At 65.3% G+C, this 21,914-nt stretch carries 24 protein-coding genes; 7 read left to right on the top strand and 17 right to left on the bottom strand.

Annotated features, from left to right (window positions below; all coding sequences use genetic code 11):
* Positions 1–27: 27 nt before the first annotated feature.
* Positions 28–1,368 carry a 1-acyl-sn-glycerol-3-phosphate acyltransferase gene (locus AC0J5K_RS12930; protein WP_074836362.1) on the bottom strand — a complete coding sequence of 447 codons (1,341 nt, stop codon included), beginning with the start codon at positions 1,366–1,368 and terminating at the stop codon, positions 28–30.
* A 137-nt stretch (positions 1,369–1,505) separates the two neighbouring features.
* Here AC0J5K_RS12930 and AC0J5K_RS12935 point away from each other — a divergent pair, with 137 nt between their 5' ends.
* Entirely contained in the window at positions 1,506–3,473 is a 1,968-nt protein-coding gene (locus AC0J5K_RS12935) for a protein meaA (protein WP_274565967.1), read from the top strand.
* Between the two features lie 9 nt (positions 3,474–3,482).
* Here AC0J5K_RS12935 and AC0J5K_RS12940 read toward each other — a convergent pair whose 3' ends face one another.
* Entirely contained in the window at positions 3,483–4,937 is a 1,455-nt protein-coding gene (locus AC0J5K_RS12940; RefSeq protein WP_274565968.1) for a putative bifunctional diguanylate cyclase/phosphodiesterase, read from the bottom strand.
* Between the two features lie 148 nt (positions 4,938–5,085).
* Between AC0J5K_RS12940 and deoD the strand changes: the two genes are divergently transcribed.
* On the top strand, positions 5,086–5,793 hold the full coding sequence (gene deoD / locus AC0J5K_RS12945) for a purine-nucleoside phosphorylase (protein ID WP_274565969.1): 708 nt from the start codon (positions 5,086–5,088) through the stop codon (positions 5,791–5,793).
* 47 nt (positions 5,794–5,840) lie between these two features.
* On the opposite strand, the gene AC0J5K_RS12950 is transcribed toward deoD, so the two are convergent.
* A complete protein-coding gene (locus AC0J5K_RS12950) occupies positions 5,841–6,293 on the bottom strand; it encodes an SH3 domain-containing protein (protein ID WP_244526479.1) in 453 nt (150 codons plus the stop codon).
* Positions 6,294–6,469: 176 nt separating this feature from the next.
* Between AC0J5K_RS12950 and AC0J5K_RS12955 the strand changes: the two genes are divergently transcribed.
* The 4 genes from AC0J5K_RS12955 to AC0J5K_RS12970 all read left to right on the top strand — a co-directional run bounded on the left by AC0J5K_RS12955 (position 6,470) and on the right by AC0J5K_RS12970 (position 10,566).
* Entirely contained in the window at positions 6,470–7,456 is a 987-nt protein-coding gene (locus tag AC0J5K_RS12955) for a 2-hydroxyacid dehydrogenase (RefSeq protein WP_048532665.1), read from the top strand.
* 123 nt (positions 7,457–7,579) lie between these two features.
* Positions 7,580–8,449 carry a DUF4339 domain-containing protein gene (locus tag AC0J5K_RS12960; protein ID WP_074836354.1) on the top strand — a complete coding sequence of 290 codons (870 nt, stop codon included), beginning with the start codon at positions 7,580–7,582 and terminating at the stop codon, positions 8,447–8,449.
* Between the two features lie 107 nt (positions 8,450–8,556).
* A complete protein-coding gene (locus AC0J5K_RS12965; RefSeq protein ID WP_074836352.1) occupies positions 8,557–9,129 on the top strand; it encodes a hypothetical protein in 573 nt (190 codons plus the stop codon).
* A gap of 81 nt (positions 9,130–9,210) precedes the next feature.
* The gene (locus tag AC0J5K_RS12970; protein WP_074836351.1) at positions 9,211–10,566 is read left to right on the top strand and encodes a serine hydroxymethyltransferase; all 1,356 of its coding nucleotides are present in this window, start codon (positions 9,211–9,213) and stop codon (positions 10,564–10,566) included.
* 36 nt (positions 10,567–10,602) lie between these two features.
* Here the strand turns inward: AC0J5K_RS12970 and AC0J5K_RS12975 are convergent, their stop codons facing one another.
* From AC0J5K_RS12975 to AC0J5K_RS13040, 14 genes are all read right to left on the bottom strand, one after another.
* Positions 10,603–11,451 (bottom strand): urea carboxylase-associated family protein, encoded by an 849-nt coding sequence (locus tag AC0J5K_RS12975; protein WP_074836349.1) that lies wholly within the window; start codon positions 11,449–11,451, stop codon positions 10,603–10,605.
* Positions 11,452–11,598: 147 nt separating this feature from the next.
* Positions 11,599–12,798, bottom strand: coding sequence for a type III PLP-dependent enzyme (locus AC0J5K_RS12980; protein WP_274565970.1), 1,200 nt, complete (start codon positions 12,796–12,798; stop codon positions 11,599–11,601).
* A gap of 248 nt (positions 12,799–13,046) precedes the next feature.
* A complete protein-coding gene (locus AC0J5K_RS12985; RefSeq protein WP_274565971.1) occupies positions 13,047–13,175 on the bottom strand; it encodes a hypothetical protein in 129 nt (42 codons plus the stop codon).
* A gap of 105 nt (positions 13,176–13,280) precedes the next feature.
* Positions 13,281–13,985 (bottom strand): hypothetical protein, encoded by a 705-nt coding sequence (locus tag AC0J5K_RS12990; RefSeq protein ID WP_274565972.1) that lies wholly within the window; start codon positions 13,983–13,985, stop codon positions 13,281–13,283.
* A gap of 415 nt (positions 13,986–14,400) precedes the next feature.
* A complete protein-coding gene (locus tag AC0J5K_RS12995) occupies positions 14,401–15,180 on the bottom strand; it encodes a succinate dehydrogenase iron-sulfur subunit (RefSeq protein ID WP_048532678.1) in 780 nt (259 codons plus the stop codon).
* Positions 15,181–15,190: 10 nt separating this feature from the next.
* The gene (locus tag AC0J5K_RS13000; RefSeq protein WP_048532679.1) at positions 15,191–15,523 is read right to left on the bottom strand and encodes a hypothetical protein; all 333 of its coding nucleotides are present in this window, start codon (positions 15,521–15,523) and stop codon (positions 15,191–15,193) included.
* Position 15,524: 1 nt separating this feature from the next.
* The gene (locus tag AC0J5K_RS13005; protein WP_074836343.1) at positions 15,525–15,785 is read right to left on the bottom strand and encodes a hypothetical protein; all 261 of its coding nucleotides are present in this window, start codon (positions 15,783–15,785) and stop codon (positions 15,525–15,527) included.
* A complete protein-coding gene (gene sdhA, locus AC0J5K_RS13010; RefSeq protein WP_048532683.1) occupies positions 15,785–17,593 on the bottom strand; it encodes a succinate dehydrogenase flavoprotein subunit in 1,809 nt (602 codons plus the stop codon). Before sdhA ends, AC0J5K_RS13005 begins: the two co-directional genes overlap by 1 nt.
* Before the next feature lie 26 nt (positions 17,594–17,619).
* Positions 17,620–17,991, bottom strand: coding sequence for a succinate dehydrogenase, hydrophobic membrane anchor protein (sdhD, locus tag AC0J5K_RS13015; RefSeq protein WP_274565973.1), 372 nt, complete (start codon positions 17,989–17,991; stop codon positions 17,620–17,622).
* Between the two features lie 11 nt (positions 17,992–18,002).
* Entirely contained in the window at positions 18,003–18,392 is a 390-nt protein-coding gene (sdhC, locus tag AC0J5K_RS13020) for a succinate dehydrogenase, cytochrome b556 subunit (protein ID WP_048532686.1), read from the bottom strand.
* Positions 18,393–18,721: 329 nt separating this feature from the next.
* On the bottom strand, positions 18,722–19,768 hold the full coding sequence (locus AC0J5K_RS13025; protein ID WP_048532688.1) for a MaoC family dehydratase: 1,047 nt from the start codon (positions 19,766–19,768) through the stop codon (positions 18,722–18,724).
* Positions 19,768–19,971, bottom strand: coding sequence for a DUF1737 domain-containing protein (locus AC0J5K_RS13030; RefSeq protein ID WP_048532691.1), 204 nt, complete (start codon positions 19,969–19,971; stop codon positions 19,768–19,770). Before AC0J5K_RS13030 ends, AC0J5K_RS13025 begins: the two co-directional genes overlap by 1 nt.
* 4 nt (positions 19,972–19,975) lie before the next feature.
* The gene (locus AC0J5K_RS13035; protein ID WP_074836333.1) at positions 19,976–20,524 is read right to left on the bottom strand and encodes an NnrU family protein; all 549 of its coding nucleotides are present in this window, start codon (positions 20,522–20,524) and stop codon (positions 19,976–19,978) included.
* Positions 20,525–20,528: 4 nt separating this feature from the next.
* Positions 20,529–21,386: an HpcH/HpaI aldolase/citrate lyase family protein gene (locus AC0J5K_RS13040; RefSeq protein ID WP_274565974.1), complete on the bottom strand. Its 858-nt coding sequence runs from the start codon at positions 21,384–21,386 to the stop codon at positions 20,529–20,531.
* A 203-nt stretch (positions 21,387–21,589) separates the two neighbouring features.
* Between AC0J5K_RS13040 and AC0J5K_RS13045 the strand changes: the two genes are divergently transcribed.
* Complete coding sequence (locus AC0J5K_RS13045; RefSeq protein ID WP_274565975.1) at positions 21,590–21,910, top strand: hypothetical protein; 321 nt, start codon at positions 21,590–21,592, stop codon at positions 21,908–21,910.
* Positions 21,911–21,914 lie beyond the last annotated feature (4 nt).

The raw sequence follows: 21,914 nt of genomic DNA on the forward strand, positions 1-21,914 counted from the left end.
ATTTTATAACCGAGCCGATGCAGAAATTTACTGTGCAGCCGCAGAACCCGACAGTTCCAGATGGGCGATGGAATTGGCGTAGAAATGCACCGCATCGGCCTGTTCGGGCAGCATCTGATAGCCCTCGGGCGTTTCGCGGATGAGCTTGCGGGTAAGCATGCCGGCGATCCCGGCCTGCACCAGATCGCCCGTGTCCCTTGGCGCGATGCCTTCGGCGGCGGCGGTGATTTCGGCCATGCTGCGCGCCCTGCCGTCACGCAGCACCTGCGCCACCAGAGGCACCGGCAGCACCGGCATTGCTTCCGCGATCCGGCCCATCAGAAGCGCCGCCAGCGCTTCCGGCCTGCGGCCCCGCTCGCGCACGAAATCGCGCAGGCCCAGCGGCGGGCCAAAGCTCACTGCGGCGCAGCCGAACCGGCGAAAACGGCCGGTGATGCGCAGCCAGACATGCCGGCCGAGAAAGGCCAGGGCCTCGCCCAGCTTGCCGCGAAAGCGCCGCTCACCGGACTGGCCGGCGGCGATCAGCACCCGGTCCTCGAGCACCCGGTCATAATTCAGCGCCACCGGCACAAAGACCACGTCGCGCCCCTCGGCATCCCAGCCATCGACGATGTATTTCAACAACCCCACCCGGGGCGGCGCCAGCGCGCCATCGAGGCTCAGCCCGCCCTCGGGGAACATTGCCTGATTGATGCCGCCCGCCGTCGCCATCGCCACGTAACGCGCCAGCACCCGGCGATAGAGATCGTCGCGCGACTTGCGCCGGATGAAATAGGCCCCCATCGACCGGATCAGCCCCGAGAGCGGCCAGACCCGCGCCCATTCGCCCACCGCATAGGCCAGAGCCGAACTTTCCGCCGCCAGGTAGGTGACCAGCACGTAATCCATGTTGGAGCGGTGATTGATCACGTAGACCACTGTCGCCTGTGGATCGATCTCGGCCAGCGCCCCCCTGTCGGCGCGGTTCAGCCGCACTTCGTAGAGCGAGCGCGACAACCAGCGCGCGGCCCGGATGGCAAATCCGAAATAGGCGGTGGCCGAAAACGACGGCACGATTTCGCGGGCATAGTCGCGCGCCTTTTCGAAGGCCACGTCTTCGCGCACCCCCTGTTCACGGGCATAGTCGACGATCGCCTCGGTCACCTGGGGGTCATAGACCAGCCGCTGGATCATGTCGGTCCGCCGCGCCAGCTTGAACGGATGGATCGGCCGTTCCAGCCGCTCGTTGATGCGGGTGACGACCCGTTCCATCCTGCGGCGCAGAAACCAGCGCACCGAAGGAAAGAGAAAATGCGAGGCGAAGGTGATCGTTGCGAAGGCAAGGATCAGCAAAAACAGCCATATCGGGATTTGGACAGTGCCTGACATGGCGCGACATTTGCATTTTGCTGCATTTGCGTAAACATAAGTCGCACGCCGCAACGCAGCGAATTGACAGCGCCATATTCTTTCGCTTATCACATCCGGAACGAAACAAAATTGCGCACCCGAATCGAGAGGCCGATATGACCGAAACCAAGACAGATCGTCCCTGGCTCATCCGTACCTATGCGGGCCACTCCACCGCCAAGGCCTCGAACGCGCTCTATCGCGGCAACCTCGCCAAGGGGCAGACCGGCCTCTCCGTGGCCTTCGACTTGCCGACCCAGACCGGATACGACAGCGATCACGTGCTGGCGCGCGGTGAAGTGGGCAAGGTCGGCGTGCCGATCTGTCACCTGGGCGACATGCGCACGCTCTTCGATCAGATCCCGCTGGAAGAGATGAACACCTCGATGACGATCAACGCCACCGCCCCCTGGCTGCTGGCACTTTATATCGCGGTGGCCGAGGAACAGGGCGCGGACACGGCGAAATTGCAAGGCACGGTGCAGAACGACCTGATCAAGGAATACCTGTCGCGCGGCACCTATATCTGCCCGCCGAAACCCAGCCTCAAGATGATCGCGGATGTGGCCGAATACTGCTACACCAACATCCCCAAGTGGAACCCGATGAACGTCTGTTCCTATCACCTGCAAGAGGCCGGCGCGACGCCCGAGCAGGAGCTGGCCTTTGCGCTTGCCACGGCAACGGCGGTGCTCGACGAGCTGAAGCCGCGTATCCCGGAAGAGGATTTCCCCACCGTCGTCGGCCGCATCTCCTTCTTCGTCAACGCCGGCATCCGCTTTGTCACCGAGATGTGCAAGATGCGCGCCTTTGTCGACCTCTGGGACGAGATCTGCGCCACCCGTTATGGCATCACCGATCCCAAGATGCGCCGCTTTCGCTATGGCGTGCAGGTCAACAGCCTCGGCCTGACCGAGCAACAGCCGGAAAACAACGTCTACCGCATCCTCATCGAGATGCTGGCGGTGACGCTGTCGAAAAAGGCCCGTGCCCGGGCGGTGCAATTGCCCGCCTGGAACGAGGCGCTGGGCCTGCCCCGCCCCTGGGATCAGCAATGGTCGATGCGAATGCAGCAGATCCTGGCATACGAGACCGACCTGCTGGAATTCGACGATCTGTTTGACGGCAACCCGGCGGTCGAAGCCAAGGTCGAGAAACTGAAGGACGGCGCCCGCCACGAGTTGGCCAATCTCGACAGCATGGGCGGCGCGGTCAGCTCGATCGAATACATGAAGTCGCGGCTGGTCGATGCCAATGCCGAACGTCTCGGCCGGATCGAGAGCAACGAGACCACGGTGGTCGGCGTCAACAAATGGACCCAGACCGAACCCTCACCCCTGATGACCGCGGATGGCGGGATCATGGTGGTCGATCCGGCGGTGGAACAGGAGCAGATCGACCGCCTTGCCGACTGGCGCAACACCCGCGATGCCGTGGCGGTCGAGGCCGCGCTGGCCGATCTGCGCGCCACCGCGCGGGACGGCGGCAATATTGTTCCGCCATCGATCGCAGCGGCCAAGGCCGGGGTCACCACTGGCGAATGGGCAGCCGAGATGCGGCGGGCCTATGGCGAATATCGCGGCCCCACCGGCGTCTCGCCGTCACAATCCAATCGCACCGAAAACCTCGACGATCTGCGCAGCGCGGTGGATGCGGTCAGCGACCGGCTGGGCCGCCGGCTCAAGTTCCTGGTGGGCAAGCCGGGGCTCGACGGGCATTCCAACGGCGCCGAACAGATCGCCTATCGCGCCCGCGATTGCGGCATGGACATCTCTTACGAAGGCATCCGCCTGACGCCCGAGGAAATCGTCGCCGCCGCCGAAACCGACAGGGCGCATGTGGTCGGACTCTCGATCCTCTCGGGCAGTCACATCCCGCTGGTCGAGGACCTGATGGACAGGATGCGCGCCGCCGGCCTCGGGAATGTGCCGGTGATCGTCGGCGGCATCATCCCCGACGAGGACGCCCGCAGGCTGCTGACCATGGGCGTGGCGCGGGTCTATACGCCCAAGGATTTCGAGCTCAACACCATCATGGCCGATATCGTCACCCTAGCCGATCCACAGTCGGTGGCGGCGGAATAGCCGCCGACGTCAGGCGGTTTTGCGCAGGCAGAGGCCAGGCGACAGCGGCTGGCCAATGCGGCTTTGCCAATAGCTCACGGTTTCGGGGCGGCCCAGAAGATAACCCTGGGCATCATAGATCCCAATTTCCTGAAGGGCGCGCAGTTCCTGCTCGGTCTCGACCCCTTCGGCAATCACCGAAAAGCCCATGTCGAGCGACAGCGCATGCAGGGCCCGCAGAATGCCGCGATCGCCCTGCCCCGTACCAAGACCGTGCACGAACCGGCGGTCGATCTTGACGATATCGACCTCGTATTCCTGAAGCCGCTCCAGATTGGAAAAGCCGGTGCCGAAGTCGTCAAGCGCAATGCGGATGCCATGGGCGCGCAGCTGTTGCAGCATGTCGCGCGCACGCTCGGGATTGCGGATCGCGGCACTCTCGACCAGCTCGAGCACCACCTGCGACGGGTCGAGCCCGCGGGTCAGGCTCCGGGCAAAGTGCATGTTGTCCTCGACCGAACGTTCGAGAAAGCGCGACGAGATATTGAAGGCGCAATAAAGCCGGTCATTGGCCGGGCAGAAGCTCTGGGCCACGTCGACCGAGACGCTGTCAGGCGGCGACAGCTCGCGGTGCTGGCTGCGGGTCATCATGTCGATGAATTTGGCCGGCAAGAGCACGTCGCCATCGCTGCGCACCCAGCGGATCAGCGCCTCGACCCCCACCGCGCGACCGGCCCGCGTGTCATAGATCGGCTGAACGTAATAAGTGATCTCCTCGCGCCGGATGGCCTCGGCCAGATCCTCGGCGCGCGGCCCGGTGCGGCGGGCGATCATCGTTTTCAGGGTTTCGCCTTCGGTCGCCCGCACGCAATTTCCGCCGGCCTGCTTGGCGGCATATAGCGCCTCGTCGGCATAATAGAGCGCGCCCATCATGTCCTGCCCGGGATCGACCTGCGCCACCCCGGCGCTGGCGGTGCGGCGCACGTTGACGCCGCTGACATCGACCGATGTCTCCCGCACCACCTGCACGAAGGTGCCGGCCCGCTGCACCGCTTCGGGCAACGCGATGCCTTGCAGGTAGATGCAGAATTCATCGCCGCCATGGCGAAACAGGGTCTCGGTCTCGCGGCATTCGTCGCGCAGTGCCTGGGCGATCCGGCGCAGAAATCCGTCGCCGGCGCGGTGGCCGAAGCCGTCGTTGACGCTCTTGAATTCGTCGAGATCGACAAAGATCATCGCATTGGTGCCATCCTGCCGGGAGCGGGCAAAGAGCTCTCGCAGATAGCGGCGCGAGCGGGCGTCGGTCAGATCGTCGAATTCCACCATGTTGAGAAGCCGGGCGTTTTCCGCCACCAGCGCGCTGTTGCGTTCGCGCAGCGCCGCGGTCTCTTCCGCCGCCCGCTTCGATTGCCGGAGCGCAAGATAGAAAGCCGCGAGGGCCAGTCCCCCGGCGCCAAGGCCGAACACCAATGCTACGGTCGACATGACGTCATGCCTTCCCTTTTGCCCCCGAATTCAACTTTAAGGATAAGTCGCCCGTCTTCAATCGCTAATGCACATAATCCGCGCCACTTGTGATCCGAAAGCCCCGATGTCACTCTTTGCGCATCATAATTGCGCAGCGGAGTGTGCCATGACCATTCACATCGGGGCCAACCCCGGCGATATCGCGGAAACCGTGCTCATGCCGGGCGACCCCTACCGGGCGCGTTGGGCGGCAGAGACCTTTCTCGAAGATGCGGTCTGCATCAACGAGGTGCGCGGTATGCTGGGCTATACCGGCACCTGGAAAGGCCAGCGGGTCACCATCCAGGGCTCGGGCATGGGCATGGCCTCGCTGTCGATCTATGCCAACGAGCTGATCCGCGACTACGGCGCCAAGACCCTGATCCGCATCGGTTCCTGCGGCGCGATGCAGGAGGCGGTGAAGGTCCGCGACATCATCATCGCCATGACCTCGACTACGCTTTCGACGCCGTCGCGCGGCATCCTGCGCGAGCTGAACTTTGCGCCCTGCGCCGACTACGGCCTGCTGCGCGCCGCCGCCGATGCGGCCGAGGCGCGCGGCACGCCGACCCATGTGGGCGGCATCTATTCCTCGGATGTCTTTTATGACGAGCGCCCCGACCTGAACGAGCAGATGACCCGTCACGGCATTCTCGGGGTCGAGATGGAGGCGGCCGAGCTCTACATCCTCGCGCTGCGTCACAAGGTGCGGGCGCTGGCGGTGCTGACGGTTTCGGACCACCTGCTGACCGGCGAGGCGCTGCCCTCGGAACAGCGCGAAAAGAGCTTTGGCGACATGGTCGAGATCGCGCTGGAAGCGGCCTTCAAGGGCTGAGCGGCCCGCGCGGCCCGGCGCGGCGACCTTGGCGCCGCGTCAGGGCCTTATTCGCGGATTTCGTCCGGGGCCACGCCCCAGAGCGCGCGTTTCTCGGCCCAGCCCTTGTAGCCGCCGGAACTCACCTGGCACCATTCCAGATCGCAATCACCCAGCCGCGCGATCACACCGCGCTCCAGCCGCGCCTTGACCGGCGTGCGCCCGTCGGGGCGCACATGCAGCGCCAGCAGATCAGCATCGACAATCACCGTCCGCGACCCCGAGAGCAGCGCGTAATGCACCCAGCCGCCGGCGCCTTCGCGGTCGCGCACCCGGCGCCAGTGGCCATATTCGGCCGTCACCTCGAGCGGCATGTCGCGCCGCTTGAACACCCAGTCGATGCGGTGGCTCAACGACGGGCCGCGCCGCACGTTGCCCTCGTTCGCCTTGAGCGAGACGAACCGAGGCAAAGGCAGGTTCGTCACCGGTCCGCGCGTCTCCTGCGCGGCGGCCATCCCCATCCAGAAACTCAGTATCACCGCGCCGATAGCGCCCGTTCGCGTGGCCCGCGACACCATGTCAGTCACCTTGCACTGCCTGCCAATCGTTTATTCGCCACGGGGTTCTTGTGCCTCCGCGTGCTCTGCGGCAGTGTGCCCCCAAGACGACCCCGATGGGAAGAAGGAGCCGGGAGCACATGCCATCAAAACGCCTGAGTGTTGTCGTTACGCGACGCTTGCCCGAGGTGGTAGAAACCCGGTTGACCGAACTCTTCGACGTGCGCCTGCGCGAAGCCGACACGCCGATGAGCCGGCAGGAGCTGGCCGCCGCAATGCAAGAGGCCGATGTCATAGTTCCAACCCTGTCCGACACCATTGACGCCGGGCTGATCTCAGGCGCCGGCGAGCGGCTCAAGCTGATCGCCAACTACGGCGCCGGGGTCGATCACATCGACGTCGCCACCGCACGCAGCCGGGGCGTTCTGGTCTCCAATACCCCGGGCGTCTCGGCCGAGGACACGGCCGATATGGCGATGTCGCTGATCCTCGCCGTCACCCGTCGCATTCCCGAGGGCCTCGCGCTGATGCAGACCGGCGACTGGGGCGGCTGGTCGCCTTCGGCGATGCTCGGCGGACGGGTCGGTGGCCGCCGGCTCGGCATCCTCGGCATGGGCCATATCGGCCAGGCGGTGGCCCGCCGCGCCATGGCCTTTGGCATGCAGGTGCATTACCACAACCGCCGCCGGCTGCGCCCCGAAGTGGAAGAGCGCTTCGACGCCACCTATTGGGAAAGCCTCGACCAGATGGTGGCGCGAATGGATGTGATCTCGGTCAATTGTCCGCACACCCCCTCGACCTTTCACCTGATGAACGCCCGGCGGCTCAAGCTGATGAAACCCAGCGCAGTCATCGTCAACACCTCGCGCGGCGAGGTGATCGACGAAAACGCCATGACCCGTATGCTCAAGGCGGGCGAGATCGCCGGCGCCGGGCTCGACGTCTATGAACATGGCGCCACCATCAACCCCGACCTGCGCAACATGCCCAACGTGGCGCTGCTGCCGCATATGGGTTCGGCCACGCTCGAGGGCCGGCTCGAGATGGGCGAAAAGGTGCTGCTGAACATCAAGACCTTTGCCGATGGCCATCGCCCGCCCGATCAGGTGGTGCCCGCGATGCTCTGAGCGGACCCCGGCCCCGTCCCGGCAGTTCGCCTCTCTGACAATTTCCGTGTGCCGGCGCCGCGTCCTTTGGGAGCGGCGGCGCATCTGCTATGCTGCGGCCATTGAATCAAGGGAGTTTTAACGATGACTTGTCTCATCCGCGGCCTTTGTGCCGTCTTTCTTCTTGCGAGCCTCGCCCACTTTTCCCCGGCCGAGGCGCAGGTGACCTTCAGCACCCCCGGCCTTTTCGACAAGCTGGGTGCCGGCGCCAAACCCGCCGAAGGCGAGGCGCCGACCCCGCCGATTTCGATCACCCCGCAGCCGCCCGGAGGCGACGGCACGCCGGATGTGCCCGACACGCGTGTCACGCCGCCGCCCCCGCCCCCCGCCGATGACGACCGCAAGGCCACACCGCCGCCGCCACCGCCCGCCGACCCGGTGCTGGCGATCTATATTGCCGCCGGCGGCGCCACCACGGGGCCGTTCGCTGCCGCAGAGCTCAAGCGGAAAGTCTCCAGCGGCGAGCTGACCGGTGAGACCTATGTCTGGATGGAGGGCATGACCGAATGGAAACGCGCCAAGGAGGTGGCACAGTTGCAAGACATCCTCGCCGCCGCCCCACCGCCGGCGCCGGTCACCCCCAGCTTTGACGGCGTGGCCTTTCTCACCGGCACCTGGCGTTCCGATCCGGAACAGATGCAAATGTCGGGCGTCGAAAGCGCGCGGATCACCGGCACCACGGAATACCGCCGCGACAAGACCTATGAAGGCTATGGCCAGGTCGAGATGACCGCGCGCGGCTATACCCAGCAGCTGAACTTCACTTTCGACGGCACCTACGAGATCCAGAACGCCTCCGAGACTGACTTCGTGCTGGTCCTCAAGGGGTCGGCGACCTATTTCCTCGACACCGGCCCCTTTGTCGAAACGGTGAGCGGCGCCTTTCCCCTGCGCATCGTCGACCGCAACACGCTGGTGAACGATCAGGGCACACGGGTGCACCGCATTCGCTAGCTGCCTGCCAATGGGCAACAATCGGCCATCCGGCAAGCCCGGGTGGCTCGACAGTGCCGGTGAGTGCGCTAAAACGTGGGCCAGACCCGGCCACACGCAGGATACCCATGCCCGCCCTCACCCGACGCTTCTTTCTCATGGCGCTGCCCGCCGCCGGGCTGTCTGCCTGTGCGGCCCCCGGCACCTATGGCCCGACACTGGCCACCCCCGAAGACGAACAGGCGCTGACCCGGGCGTTGCAGATGCTGGGCCCGGAGGTCGATCCGGAAGAGGCAACTCGCGCCGCAACGGTGGCCTATTCCGAGACCTGGCGGCTGGCGAAACTCTACGAGATCGAGGATCCGCCGCTGGTCCACAATTCCAAGGTCAACCTCGGGCTGAAGCCGCGGGGCCTGTGTTATCATTGGGCCGACGATCTGGAAAAGCGCCTGAAGCAGGAACGCTTCGGTTCGCTGGAACTGCACCGCGCGGTGGCCAACTGGGACAATCTTCTGCTCGAGCATTCCACCGTCATCCTGTCGCAGCGCGGCCAGTCGCTATATGACGGCATCGTGCTCGACCCCTGGCGCCTGGGCGGCACCCTGTTCTGGGTCCAGACCCTGAAGGACAGCCGCTACACCTGGACCCCGCGTGAAGAGGTATTTCGCGTCCGCCGCGAGCGCCGCGCCGCCCGCGGCTGATGACCGCCCGGGCGATAATGGGTTTACACCGGCGACCGCGACAAGGTTGAGTGGCCGGGCAGAAAACCCACGAGGCCAAGCATGTCCGACCCCACCGCCAAACTCGCGGCCCGCGCGTGGCTGCCCGAGCGCAGCGCCACGCTGATCGACAAGATCGCCGGCCGCACCGCCACCGGCGACAGCGCCGAGATCGCCAGCCGCATTACCACGCTGGCGGCGATGAACCGGCGCATCCACGAGCGCGAGTGTTTCAACCTCAACCCTGCCACCAACGTGATGAATCCCGCGGCCGAGGCGCTGTTGTCGAGCGGCATCGGCACCCGGCCCTCGCTCGGCTATCCCGGCGACAAATACGAGATGGGGCTCGAGGCGATCGAAGAGATCGAGGTGATTGCTGCCGAACTGGCCTGCGAGGTCTTTGACGCGACCCATGCCGAAATTCGCGTGCCCTCGGGCGCAATGGCCAATCTCTTTGCCTTCATGGCGTTGTGCAAGCCCGGCGACGCGGTGATCGTGCCACCGGCCGAGATCGGCGGCCATGTCACCCATCACGATAGCGGGGCCGCCGGGCTCTACGGGCTGACGATCTACGAGGCGCCGGTCGATGCCGACGGCTACACCGTCGATCTCGCGGCGCTGGCCGATCTGGCCGAGGCGGTGGAGCCGCGGCTGATCACCATCGGCGGCAGCCTCAACCTGCTGCCGCATCCGGTGCGCGAGATCCGCGCGATCGCCGATCAGACCGGCGCCCGCCTGCTGTTCGACGCCGCGCATCAATGCGGCATCATCGCCGGCGGCGCCTGGCCCAATCCGCTCGATGACGGCGCGCATCTGATCACCATGAGCACCTACAAATCGCTCGGCGGCCCGCCCGGCGGGCTGATTGTCACCCGCGACGCCGAGATCGCCCAGCGGCTGGAGCAGATCGCCTTTCCCGGTCTCACCGCCAATTTCGACGCCGCCAAATCCGCCGCTCTCGCGGTATCGCTGCTCGACTGGCGCGATCATGGCCAGGCCTATGCGGCGCAGATGGTCACCCTGGCCCGCGCCCTGGCCCGCGACATGGCTTCGGAAGGGTTGCCGGTGTTCCGCACGTCAGATGGCGCCACCCGGTCGCATCAGTTCGCCCTGCGTGCCGAAAACTTCGGCGGCGGTCAGGCGGCCTCGAAGTCCCTGCGCAAGGCCGGTTTCCTCGCCTGCGGCATCGGCCTGCCCGGCGATCCGGTCGAAGGCGACATGAACGGCTTGCGCATCGGCACGCCGGAGCTGGTGCGCTGGGGCATGACCGACGCGCACGCGCCGGAACTGGCCCGGCTTGTCGCCAGGGCGCTTACCGCCGATGCGCCGGAAACCCTGGCCGCCGATGTCGCCGCCTGGCGCGCCAGCTTCGACCGGCTGCACTTCATCCACCAGGCAGAGGCCCCGCCCCCGTCCTGAAGCACCCGCCGCGCCGGCCTCTCGCCCCTGGACACCTCAGCCCAGCCCGTGTGTCCGGTCATAGCCGTTGGCCGGCGCCGGCTCCCACCCGGCCAGCGCCTCGGGTGCCGGCGCAAAAACTTCCACCAGCAGCGGATGGCAGGCCGCCGCATCCGAGGTGTGCTCGGCCGAGCAATCGCCACCCGGACAAGCGCTCAGCGCGCCCAGCAGGTCGATCTCGGCAAAAAGTTCGAAGTGATCGCCGGGGCGCACCGGGCTGGCCTTCATGAAATACTGCCCGGTGTCGCGGGTGAAGCCGGTGCACATGAAGACATTGAGCACGTCATGCACATGCAATTCGGCATGTTCCAGCGGCAGCCCGCGGGCCTCGGCCAGCGCCCGCGTCAGGTTGGAATGGCAGCAATGATGATATTGCACCCCCGACAGAAGGTGGCCGGTATAGGGATCGCAGCGGGTGCCGATCACGTCATGCACCGCGCCGCCGAACTCGTCGATCCCGTACCAGTCCAGCGTATCCGCCACCACCGTCGCCATCGCCCGCAGATGCGGCAGCGACGACCAGAGCCTGTCGCCGGTACTCACATGGGTGCCATGCAACGCCCTTGTCTTGCCCGAAAAGAACCGCTCACCCAGATCCTGCGCATTCCACAGGTTCAGATCACCCACCTGCGGCCCCTCGACCGAGGTGATGCGCACGAACTGCCCGGCCTTCACCTCGAAACACCGTGCCTCGCGCGGCGGCACCCGCACCTCGGAGAGCTTTTCCGCACCCGCACGGGCCGCCTGTTTCAGCGCCAGTTGCGGGTCGGGCAGCGTCTCCGGCGGGTAGCAGATCACCGGCGGGACGGCGCGGCGCTCTTCGGCATCGGCGGGCATCTGGGACATCGAGAACTCCTGTCGTTTGCCGCGATCTGACAGGGCGGGCGCAGCCTTGGCAAGCCCGCAAACGGCAAACGGGGGCAACGCCGGCCGCGTCGCCCCCGTTTACTCATCAAGTCAGCAGCTCGGTTCTTGCCCCGGGGCGCTCCCGGATCAGATCGCCACCACGTCCAGCGGCGGGAAGCCGTTGAAGCCGACGCTGGCATAGGTCGAGGTATAAGCCCCGCAGGCGCGGATCATCACCTTGTCGCCGGCGCGCAGCCCGAGCGGCAGCTGCACCGGCTGTTTTTCATAGAGCACGTCGGCGCTGTCGCAGGACGGGCCGGCAAGAATGCAGGCACCGGTTGTCTCGTGGTCGCGCTCGGTGGCGAATTGATAGCGGATCGCCTCGCCTTCGGTCTCGGCCAGGCCGGAAAAACGACCAATGTCGAGATAGACCCAGCGGTGCAGGTCATCGTCGGATTTCTTCGACACCAGCAGCACCTCGGCGGCGATCATACCGGCCTCGGCCACCAGGCCCCGGCCCGGCTCCGCCATGATCTCGGGCACGTCGCCAAACCGCTCCTGCACCAGACGCATGACCTCGGCGGCATAAAGCGCCGGCGCGTCGATCTCGCGACCGTAGAACGCCGGGAAGCCGCCGCCGATGTTCAGCAGGGTCAACTCGTGGCCCTCGGCTTTCGCAGCATGCCAGACGGCGGCCACCTGATCGAGGATCGGCGCCCACATCGCGGCGCGACGGGTCTGGCTGCCGACGTGGAACGACAGGCCGACCGGGTTCAGCCCGTAGTCCTTGGCCATCGCGATCAGCGCCAGTGCCTTGTCGCGGCCCGAACCGAACTTGCGGGTCAGCGGCCATTCGGCCTCGGTCGCATCGACGATGATGCGCAGGTAGACGCGGGCGCCGGGCGCATTGGCGGCGATCTTCTCGATCTCTTCCTCGGCATCGACGGCAAAGAGGTCGATCCCCTGCTCATGCGCCCAGGCGATATCCGACGCGCGTTTGATGGTGTTGCCGAAAGACAGCTGCTCGGGCGCGGCACCGGCATCGAGGCACATCTGAAGCTCGACCCGGCTGGCGGCATCGAAGTTCGAGCCCAGCGAGTGCAGCTTGCGCAGAATCTCGGGCGCCGGGTTGGCCTTGACGGCATAATGGATGCGCGCGCGGCCCAGGCCCTGCGCCAGCGCAGCGAATTGGCGGGCCACGGCCTCGGTGTCGATCACCAGCGTCGGGCGGGCAAAATCCTGCGCGCGGATATAAGCCTCGACGCGCGAAACGGCGGGCTGATCGGTGTTTGCAGTGGTGACAAAAGAGCTGTCGCGAGCGGTGAGCCCGGTTACATATGCGTTCATGGTCATCTCCAATCAGACCCGGCCATTCCGGTTTCCCGGCGCAGACCGCTCAGTTCCAAGGGAGACGTTACCGTCGCTACGTAACCGCGTGGGTGTTGCATTGCCCACCTCGACAGAGGCGCGTGCGTTGGCGTCTTGAAGCCGCATATGGAGCGGAAGCGGGATTCGATCAAGAGGAAATTTGCCCGCTCCGGGGATTTTTCCGCGCCCCGGCCTTTTGGCCGATCAGGGCGCGAAACTACCGGTCGTCAGGCGACCGGCGCAGCGGACGAGACCCGCGCATCAGAAGCCGGCAGCGTCTCTGGCGTGGAACAGGCCCAAGCCTGATCCAGCGCGGCCGGCGCGGGTTCTGCACCGATTTTCTCGCAGGTTTTCATGGCAGTATCTTTGGCCGCAAGGCTCCGTCCCCACCTCTGAGACAAGGCCGGGACCGCCCGGCGCAGCCCCCGCGTCCGCAAGCTCGCCATGCGCCGGGAGCAGACCTAGCCGCCGCGCTCGTGCCGCCGACGCCATTCGCGGGCATAGATCGATTCTTCGCTGTGTTTGCGGCGATGCGCCACCGCCCGGGCGGCCTGTTCGTCGACGCTCTCGGCGCGCACTTGCGCGGCACCCGTCATCGCCTTTCGTTCGTAGGGCACGACCTGAACCATCGGCGTTCCGGCGGGCAGATGCGCCTCGGCGTTCGGCGCCTGCCAGACAAAGGGCACATTCACCGGCACCTCCAGCGCGTCACAATCCACCGCTCCGGAAAACGCCCGGAAGAGCAGCTCGAAATGGTTCTGCGGATGCAGGAAGGCGGCTGACCAGCCCGCCGGCAGGATCACACGCCAGGGATTGAGGAACTTCAGCGGCTGGACGGCCTGAAACGGCGGCCGGCCGGCGCCGATCTGACCGGGGTGGTGCTGTTCGATCGGAGCGAAGGGCAGACCCTCGGCCCAGCGGAACTGCAACTGGCCGGTGTCCGGGTCGACGCCGGCGGAAATGTCGAAGGGCAGCGGGATGATCCAGCCCAGCGCCATGATGTCTGCCACCGGCAGGCAGGCCCGCACCGTCAGCCCCGGCAGCCCATGGGCATCGCGCAGGCCCATCTCGCGCGGCAGGTCGCGAAACCACCGCGGCAGGAATTTCGCCGCCGGCTGCGGATGCGGAATACGGTCGAGCAGCTCGGGCGGGCACAGGAATTGCATTGCCTCAGCCTAGCGGTGGCCCTTGATCGCGCAAGCAGAAATCCGGCGGCCTGCCCGGCGCGCCCCGGGTCTGCGCGCCGCAATAGACGCAGTGCCACTGGCTCTCCTCCGCTCCGCGTCGCTCCCGCCAGCGACACTGCCGCGTCGCGGGCCGCGCAAAGATCAGCAGCAGGATAAAAGCGATCAGAAGGCCGAGAAGGATGATCATGGGACCGCAGGTGGCTTGGCGTGCCGGATGACATCTAGCTCGCGCGGGGCGGCTGTCGACCGGCCTGCCGGTTTACGTGGCGCGGGGGAGGTCCCGGATCAGGTCCGGGACGGGGAGAGCTTGGGGCGCGAGGCCCGTCCCCTGTCGCGGTCCGGGGGCCTGCCCCGGACGTGATCCGGGGCCGCCAAGCCCAATGCGCCCCGGGGATCAGACCGCGCGTTCGACCATCATCTTCTTGATGTGGGCAATCGCCTCCGCCGGGTTCAACCCCTTGGGGCAGGTCTTGGTGCAGTTCATGATGGTGTGGCAGCGATAGAGCTTGAACGGATCCTCCAGATCGTCCAGCCGCTCGCCGGTGGCCTCGTCGCGGCTGTCGATGATCCAGCGATAGGCATGCAGCAGCGCCGCCGGCCCGAGGTATTTGTCGCCGTTCCACCAGTAAGACGGGCAGGCTGTCGAGCAGGACGCGCACATCACGCATTCATAAAGCCCGTCGAGCTTCTTGCGGTCCTCGATCGATTGCTTCCATTCCTTGGCCGGGCGATTGGTCTTGGTCTCCAGCCAGGGCATGATCGAGGCGTGCTGGGCATAGAAATGCGTCAGATCGGGGATCAAATCCTTGACCACCGGCATATGCGGCAGCGGATAGATCTTCACGTCGCCGCTGATCTCGTCGAGGCCGTAGATACAGGCCAGCGTGTTGATCCCGTCGATGTTCATCGCGCAGGAGCCGCAGATGCCTTCGCGGCACGACCGGCGGAAAGTCAGCGTCGGGTCGATCTCGTTCTTGATCTTGATCAGCGCGTCGAGCACCATCGGCCCGCATTTGTCCATGTCGAGGAAATAGGTGTCGACCGTGGGATTGCCGCCCTCTTCCGGGCTCCAGCGATAGATCTGGAACTTGCGAACATTGGTCGCGCCCTCGGGCTTGGGCCAGGTCTTGCCGGTCTTGATGCGGGAATTCTTGGGGAGGGTCAGTTGTACCATGTCGTTGCTCCTATTGCAGCAAGGCGCTGACGCCATTGGTCAGCAGGCATTGGAGGGTCTCGGGTTTGCGCGCAATCCCGGTGATGATTTCCCAGGTCGAGGCGGTGGGCCCGGTGACGCTGTCCGCCGCAAGCACCAGAATCTGCTGCGACGTGGCATTGTCGATGATGCAATCGGTATAGGGCGCGACCGGCACGCCGGGCAGCCGCTCGGCGGCGGCACGCGCCACCACGGATTTCGCCGCGCCACGGGCCAACTGGTCCTGCGACGCCGGCGTACAGGCGGCCAGCACCAGCGCCAGCGCGGCGAGGGAGATGGCCCTCGTGCCCGTCACTCCGGTCACGTCAGTGCCCCGGGCAGATCAGCGTACCGCGCTGCATCACGCCCAGCCCCATGACACAGCCGAAAGTCTCGGACGGCGCCGCGCGCACGGGCTCGACATAGACACGGGCCTCCTTGCCCGGCGCGACGTAATGATCGTCGGCGGCCACATAGGATTTGGCATCCACCTCGCCGATCCAGCCCTTTTCGCCATAAGACTGGGACAACGCGGCGACCGGAGCGACGCAGAACGCCGCGAGAGTCAGTACCTGGGTCAGCTTCATCAGAACGTCCTTTCCTTGGGCGCGATCCGTTTCAGCGCGATACCGCCCTCGTCTTCTGTGGTCAGCGGGTCCTTGACCACCGGGCGGAAGCTGAGATCGACCTTGGTGCCATCGACCGTGGCGATGGTGTGTACCCGCCAGTTCTCGTCGTCACGCTTGGGGTGATCCTCATGGGCATGGGCGCCACGGCTTTCCTTGCGCGCCTCGGCGCCGACGATGGTGGCCAGCGCATTGGGCATCAGGTTGGTCAGCTCCAGCGTCTCCATCAGATCGGAGTTCCAGATCAGCGAGCTGTCGGTGACATGCAGATCGTCAAGCTTGGCGGCGATCTTGGTCATCTTCTCGACACCCTGCGACAGGGTCTCGGCGGTGCGGAAAACGGCGGCGTCCTCCTGCATGGTCTTCTGCATTTCGAGCCGAAGCTCGGCCGTCGGCGTGCCGCCCTTGGCGTTGCGAAGCCCGTCGAACCGGTCGAAGGCCTTGTCGATCTCGGCCTTGGGCGCAGTCGGCACCGCGCTCTCGGCGTCGACCACCTTGCCGGCACGGATCGCGGCGGCGCGGCCAAAGACCACCAGGTCGATCAGCGAGTTCGAGCCGAGGCGGTTGGCGCCATGCACCGAGGCGCAACCGGCCTCGCCCACGGCCATCAGGCCGGGAACCACGCGGTTGGGGTCATCCGCGGTGGGGTTGAGCACCTCGCCCCAGTAGTTGGTCGGAATGCCGCCCATGTTGTAATGCACCGTCGGCAGTACCGGAATCGGTTCTTTCGTGACATCGACACCGGCAAAGATCTTGGCGCTCTCGGAAATCCCCGGCAGGCGTTCGGCCAGCGCCTCGGGCGGCAGATGCGACAAGTTGAGGTGGATGTGATCCCCGTCCTCACCGACGCCGCGGCCTTCGCGGATTTCCATGGTCATCGAGCGGCTCACGTAATCGCGCGGCGCCAGGTCCTTGTATTGCGGTGCATAGCGCTCCATGAAGCGCTCGCCCTCGGAGTTGGTGAGGTATCCGCCCTCGCCCCGCGCGCCTTCGGTGATCAGGCAGCCGGAGCCGTAGATGCCGGTGGGGTGGAACTGGACGAACTCCATGTCCTGAAGCGGCAGGCCGGCGCGGGCCACCATGCCGCCGCCGTCGCCGGTGCAGGTGTGGGCCGAAGTGGCGGAGAAATAGGCGCGGCCATAGCCGCCGGTGGCCAGCACCACGGTCTTGGCGTTGAAGACGTGCATGGTGCCGTCGTCGAGCTTCCAGCAGAGCACGCCCTGACAGGCGCCGTCTTCGCTCATCAACAGGTCGATGGCGAAATATTCGACGTAGAACTCGGCCTTCTGCTTCAGCGACTGGCCGTAGAGCGTGTGCAGGATGGCATGGCCGGTGCGGTCGGCGGCGGCGCAGGTGCGCTGCACGGCCGGGCCTTCGCCGAACTCGGTGGTGTGGCCGCCGAAGGGACGCTGGTAGATCTTGCCTTCCTCGGTGCGCGAAAACGGGACGCCGTAGTGCTCGAGTTCATAGACCGCCTTGGGCGCCTCGCGCGCGAGGTATTCCATCGCGTCGGTGTCGCCGAGCCAGTCGGAGCCCTTGACCGTGTCATACATGTGCCACTGCCAATGGTCGGGGCCCATGTTGGAAAGCGAAGCGGCGATACCGCCCTGTGCCGCCACGGTATGCGAGCGCGTCGGAAAGACCTTGGTCACACAGGCGGTGCGCAGGCCCTGTTCGGCCATGCCCAGCGTCGCGCGCAGGCCAGCACCGCCGGCGCCCACCACAACGACGTCATAATCATGCGTCTCGTATTCGTAAGCTGCTGTCATTGTTGTTTTCCTTCTCGCGCGGCGGATCAGAGGGCGAGTTTCAAAAGAGCGAAAAGGCCGGCCACCATCAGCGTGTAGACCAGCGCCGCCGTGGCCACGAGGGTCAGCTTGCGGGCGATGCCGTGGACGTAATCCTCGACTGCTTCGTCAATTTCCATCTTGATGTGGGTCAGGCCCACGATCAGCCCCATGGCGATCACGATCAGCGGGAACGGGCGCGAAAGGAAGGCCATGACCGCTTCCTGGCTGCGGCCGAGCGCGCTGCCAAAGACAAAGACGAACAGCGGCACCAGCACGACAAGGCTGATCGAGGTCACCATCATTTTCCAGTGGTGATGCGTGCCTTTGCGGCCCGAGCCAAGCCCTTCGGCGCGTTTGCGATCTGTCAGGTAATTCATCCTAGGCCTCCTTAAAGCACGATGGCCGTGAACAGGGCCAGACCGGTGGCGGCGATAAACATGCCCCAGCCCATCTTTTCCGAGGTCTCGAGCGAGAGCCCGTAGCCGAAATCCCAGATCACATGCCGCAGCCGGCCCAGCATGTGATACCAGATCGCCCAGGAGGCGAGCAGCAGGATCAGGTCGCCGAACCAGCTGCGCAGCAGGCCGTCGATCAGGCCGAAGGCGCTTTCCGAAGTCGCTGCCGCCAGCAGCCACCAGACCACGAGGAAGGCGCTGCCGAGCGAAGCAATGCCGGTGAGACGGACCATGATTGACGAGATCGAGGTGATCTGCGGCCGGTAATACGGTCCAATCATGAAAGGAGAGAGCGGGCGATTGCCCCGGTTCACATCAGCCATGGCGGTTCCTTTCGGTTCTCTTGACTATAGGTGATAGTGATTTTTTCCGGCGTGTCACCGGGCGCGCCCCCGTTAAGACGTGGTTTTTTGGCCCAATTGGCGGATTTTTCGGGGTTTGTGATCACAGCTTCGAAGGCAGTGATCACAAAATTGCCGCTATGCAGAAAACCCGGTGATTCGGTGCAGATCCGGGCGGCAAATACCTGCCTAAATTCATCAGGTATATGTTAGCGATCACGTCCCGGGAGGGTCTCGAAGAGGTCTCGGGAGGGGTGTGATCACGCGGTTTGGAGGGCGGGACAATGGGGCAGACCCGCCCTACCTTTGGGTCAGACGGGCATCAGCGCCCAGTAGTCGAGATCGAGCAATACATGGCTCAGGTACTTGCCGTCCGCGCCCTTGAGGGTGAAGGGATCGCCGCCGGAAGTGGCCACCAGCCGCAGCCGGATCGCGCCGACGCCGGGCGCGCCGGTCTCGGCCTTGTCGAGCACCTCTGACCAGGCCTTGACCGTCAACCCGGAATAACAGGGGTTGGCATGTGCGCCGCCGTTCAGCCCGACGATCATCTGGGCATTGGCCAGCCCGTTGAAGCTGAGCGCGCGCGCTAGCGAGATCACATGCCCACCGTAGATCAGCCGCTGCCCGTCGGGACGGAAAGTGGCATCAAAATGCACTTTGGCGGTGTTCTGCCAGAGCCGGGTGGCCAGCATGTGTTCGGCCTCTTCGACGGTGACGCCATCGACGTGATCGATGGTCTCGCCCACCACATAGTCACCCCAGCGGTGCGGCTCGCCTGCCAGATCGAAATCATAGCCGGAAAAGTCGAGCCCGTCAGGGATCACGAGATCCGCCGCCGGGATCACCTTTTGCAGTTCGGGGATCACCGTCTCCGGTGCCGGCGCCGCGAGATCGCGTTTGCGCACCATGACCCAGCGGACATAATCCAATACGATTTCGTCGCGCTGGTTGAGCCCCCGGGTGCGGACATAGACCACGCCGGATTTGCCGTTGGAGTTCTGCTTGAGCCCGATCACCTCGCTTTCCGCGCGCAGGGTGTCGCCGGGATAGACCGGAAGATGCCAGCGCCCCTCGGCATAGCCGAGGTTGGCGACGGCATTGAGCGAGATATCCGGCACCGTCTTGCCAAACACCAGATGGAACGCCGCCAGATCATCGACCGGTGCGGAAGGCAGGCCCGCGCCGCGGGCGAATTCATCCGAGGAATAAAGCGCGTGACGCGCCGGGTACAGGGCATGATAAAGCGCCCTTTCGCCGCCAGAGACGGTGCGCGGCACGGCGTGGCGGATCACCTCGCCCAGCCGGTAATCCTCGAAGAAGCGGCCCGGGTTGGTCTTGGCGGTCGTCGTCGCGGCCATTACTGCGCCCCCAGCTTCATGTCCGGCGAATACTTACCCTCGACCTCCTTGGTCACCGCCTGACCACAGCGCATGACGCCATTGGCATGGTCAAAGGCATAGGTCGGGTCGCCGTAGAGCGCCCAGCCCTTGTCGAGCGCGGCCGAGACCTTGTGACAGAATTCCGACGTGTCGTCGGCGGATAGAAAACGATAGAGTTTCATTTAGTTACCCCGGAAATGGAGACGGGCCGATCAGCCCGTGGATATAGCCGATCACACCCAGAAGCACGATCGAGGCCAGAAAGAACATGGCATCCTTGCCATAGGAGCCCGGCGCCGGCGCCACCCAGCGCGGCTCGGCCCGGTTGATCACCAGAATCTCGGCCGTGGCCCAGACCAGCAGCCCGCCAAACAGCACGATCGAGGCGACATCGCCATTGACCAGCAGATGCGCCAGCGCCCAGAGGCCGAAGCCCATCAGCATCGGATGGCGCATGCCCGAGAGCAGGCGGCCTTTCTTGGGGGCGGGCGACATCATGAAGAGCGCGATCAGCACCATCAGGTTGTTGAGATGCCGCGCCCATTCCGGCGGATACCAGACATCGACGAACGGCGCCGCGCGATAGCCCAGCACCATCAGCACCACCGAGACAACCAGCGCCAGCGCCACCGCCCCCTTGCCCTTGTCGCCCATCGCGGCGCGGCGGGCCGGGAGCAGACGTTTGAAGAAATGTGCCAGCGCCCAGAGCGCGAGACCGAGGACAAGAAGAAACATGAGGCTACTCCGATGAGAGGGCTGCAATTGCCTCTGCTTTTGCCAGTATCTCGCGTGCCGTGGCAACATGCAGGTTCTCGACGATGCGGCCATCGACGACGGCCACCCCCTGCCCCTTCGCCTCGGCCTCCTCGAAGGCGGCGATCTGGCGCCCGGCAAGATCGATGTCCTCGCCCGAGGGCGCAAAGACCTCGTTGGCGATGGCCACCTGCGCCGGGTGGATCAGCGTCTTGCCGTCCATGCCCATCTCACGGCCCTGCTGGCATTCGCTGCGCAGTCCATCGTCATCCTTGAAGGCATTGTAGACCCCATCGACAATCACCACACCATGCGCCTTGGCCGCCAGCAGGCAGAGCCCGAGCGACGCCATCAGCGGCAAGCGATCGGCGCGGAAGCGGCATTGCAAATCCTTGGCAAGGTCATTGGTGCCCATGACAAAGCCCGCGAGTTTCGGATGGGCGGCGATCTCTTCGGCGCGCAACATGCCTTGCGGCGTCTCCATCATCGCCCAAATCGGCAGGTCGCCGGTGATCTCGGCCAGAGCATCGAGATCATCGGCGGAATTCACCTTGGGCAGCAGCACCGCGTCGGGCCGCATCTCGACCACCGCCCGGGCGTCTTGGTGGCCCCATTCGGTGTCGAGCCCGTTGATCCGCACGATCCTCATCCGCGGGCCATAGCCGCCTTCGGACAGAGCCGCGGCCAGCGTCGCCCTGGCATTGGCCTTTTCCTCGACCGAGACCGCATCCTCGAGATCGAAGATGATCGCATCCACCGCCATGCCCCGCGCCTTGTCCAGCGCCCGGGTCTTGGAGCCGGGAATATAGAGAACGGAACGATAAGGGCGCGCGCGCATATCCATCGAGAGGATCCTCCTTGCAAGATTGTTGCGCGGATTAGGGTCATTAATTTCCGAAAAGTTCAAGGGGTGAAGTGCCGCAGTGCAGCAGAAACCCCGAAAACAGGCAACGTGCGCCAGGTTTACCGCGGAATTAACCCATTTGCCGCAGGCTGATCCCATCCACCGGCCGGCGTCAGACGCCCGCCCCAACCAGAGGGACCGACATGAAAAACGTCTTTGAACTGAGCCTCGGCCTTGGCGCCTGCCTGCTGGCGCTGGCCGCCGATCGGGCCAGCGCCCAGACCACCCCCAATTGCGCCCCGCGTGACGCGGTGATCGCGCGGCTGGCGGAAAAATACGGCGAAAGCCGGCAATCCATGGGCCTCGGCGGCAACAATGCGGTGATGGAGCTTTTTGCCTCGCGCGACACCGGCAGCTGGACGATCACCGTCACCACCGCCAACGGCATCACCTGCCTGATGGCCGCCGGCCAGGCCTTTGAAACCCTGGCCGAGCCGCTGCCCGCCAAGGGCAGTGACACCTGACGCC

Source organism: Marinovum sp. E3 (genome assembly GCF_055755275.1).

Bases quoted from the DNA above. Each gene is read 5' to 3' on its own strand.
- AC0J5K_RS12930 (WP_074836362.1), bottom strand. From the start codon at position 1,368: ATGTCAGGCACTGTCCAAATCCCGATATGGCTGTTTTTGCTGATCCTT.
- AC0J5K_RS12935 (WP_274565967.1), top strand. From the start codon at position 1,506: ATGACCGAAACCAAGACAGATCGTCCCTGGCTCATCCGTACCTATGCG.
- AC0J5K_RS12940 (WP_274565968.1), bottom strand. From the start codon at position 4,937: ATGTCGACCGTAGCATTGGTGTTCGGCCTTGGCGCCGGGGGACTGGCC.
- deoD (WP_274565969.1), top strand. From the start codon at position 5,086: ATGACCATTCACATCGGGGCCAACCCCGGCGATATCGCGGAAACCGTG.
- AC0J5K_RS12950 (WP_244526479.1), bottom strand. From the start codon at position 6,293: ATGGGGATGGCCGCCGCGCAGGAGACGCGCGGACCGGTGACGAACCTG.
- AC0J5K_RS12955 (WP_048532665.1), top strand. From the start codon at position 6,470: ATGCCATCAAAACGCCTGAGTGTTGTCGTTACGCGACGCTTGCCCGAG.
- AC0J5K_RS12960 (WP_074836354.1), top strand. From the start codon at position 7,580: ATGACTTGTCTCATCCGCGGCCTTTGTGCCGTCTTTCTTCTTGCGAGC.
- AC0J5K_RS12965 (WP_074836352.1), top strand. From the start codon at position 8,557: ATGCCCGCCCTCACCCGACGCTTCTTTCTCATGGCGCTGCCCGCCGCC.
- AC0J5K_RS12970 (WP_074836351.1), top strand. From the start codon at position 9,211: ATGTCCGACCCCACCGCCAAACTCGCGGCCCGCGCGTGGCTGCCCGAG.
- AC0J5K_RS12975 (WP_074836349.1), bottom strand. From the start codon at position 11,451: ATGTCCCAGATGCCCGCCGATGCCGAAGAGCGCCGCGCCGTCCCGCCG.
- AC0J5K_RS12980 (WP_274565970.1), bottom strand. From the start codon at position 12,798: ATGAACGCATATGTAACCGGGCTCACCGCTCGCGACAGCTCTTTTGTC.
- AC0J5K_RS12985 (WP_274565971.1), bottom strand. From the start codon at position 13,175: ATGAAAACCTGCGAGAAAATCGGTGCAGAACCCGCGCCGGCCGCGCTG.
- AC0J5K_RS12990 (WP_274565972.1), bottom strand. From the start codon at position 13,985: ATGCAATTCCTGTGCCCGCCCGAGCTGCTCGACCGTATTCCGCATCCG.
- AC0J5K_RS12995 (WP_048532678.1), bottom strand. From the start codon at position 15,180: ATGGTACAACTGACCCTCCCCAAGAATTCCCGCATCAAGACCGGCAAG.
- AC0J5K_RS13005 (WP_074836343.1), bottom strand. From the start codon at position 15,785: ATGAAGCTGACCCAGGTACTGACTCTCGCGGCGTTCTGCGTCGCTCCG.
- sdhA (WP_048532683.1), bottom strand. From the start codon at position 17,593: ATGACAGCAGCTTACGAATACGAGACGCATGATTATGACGTCGTTGTG.
- sdhD (WP_274565973.1), bottom strand. From the start codon at position 17,991: ATGAATTACCTGACAGATCGCAAACGCGCCGAAGGGCTTGGCTCGGGC.
- sdhC (WP_048532686.1), bottom strand. From the start codon at position 18,392: ATGGCTGATGTGAACCGGGGCAATCGCCCGCTCTCTCCTTTCATGATT.
- AC0J5K_RS13025 (WP_048532688.1), bottom strand. From the start codon at position 19,768: ATGGCCGCGACGACGACCGCCAAGACCAACCCGGGCCGCTTCTTCGAG.
- AC0J5K_RS13030 (WP_048532691.1), bottom strand. From the start codon at position 19,971: ATGAAACTCTATCGTTTTCTATCCGCCGACGACACGTCGGAATTCTGT.
- AC0J5K_RS13035 (WP_074836333.1), bottom strand. From the start codon at position 20,524: ATGTTTCTTCTTGTCCTCGGTCTCGCGCTCTGGGCGCTGGCACATTTC.
- AC0J5K_RS13040 (WP_274565974.1), bottom strand. From the start codon at position 21,386: ATGGATATGCGCGCGCGCCCTTATCGTTCCGTTCTCTATATTCCCGGC.
- AC0J5K_RS13045 (WP_274565975.1), top strand. From the start codon at position 21,590: ATGAAAAACGTCTTTGAACTGAGCCTCGGCCTTGGCGCCTGCCTGCTG.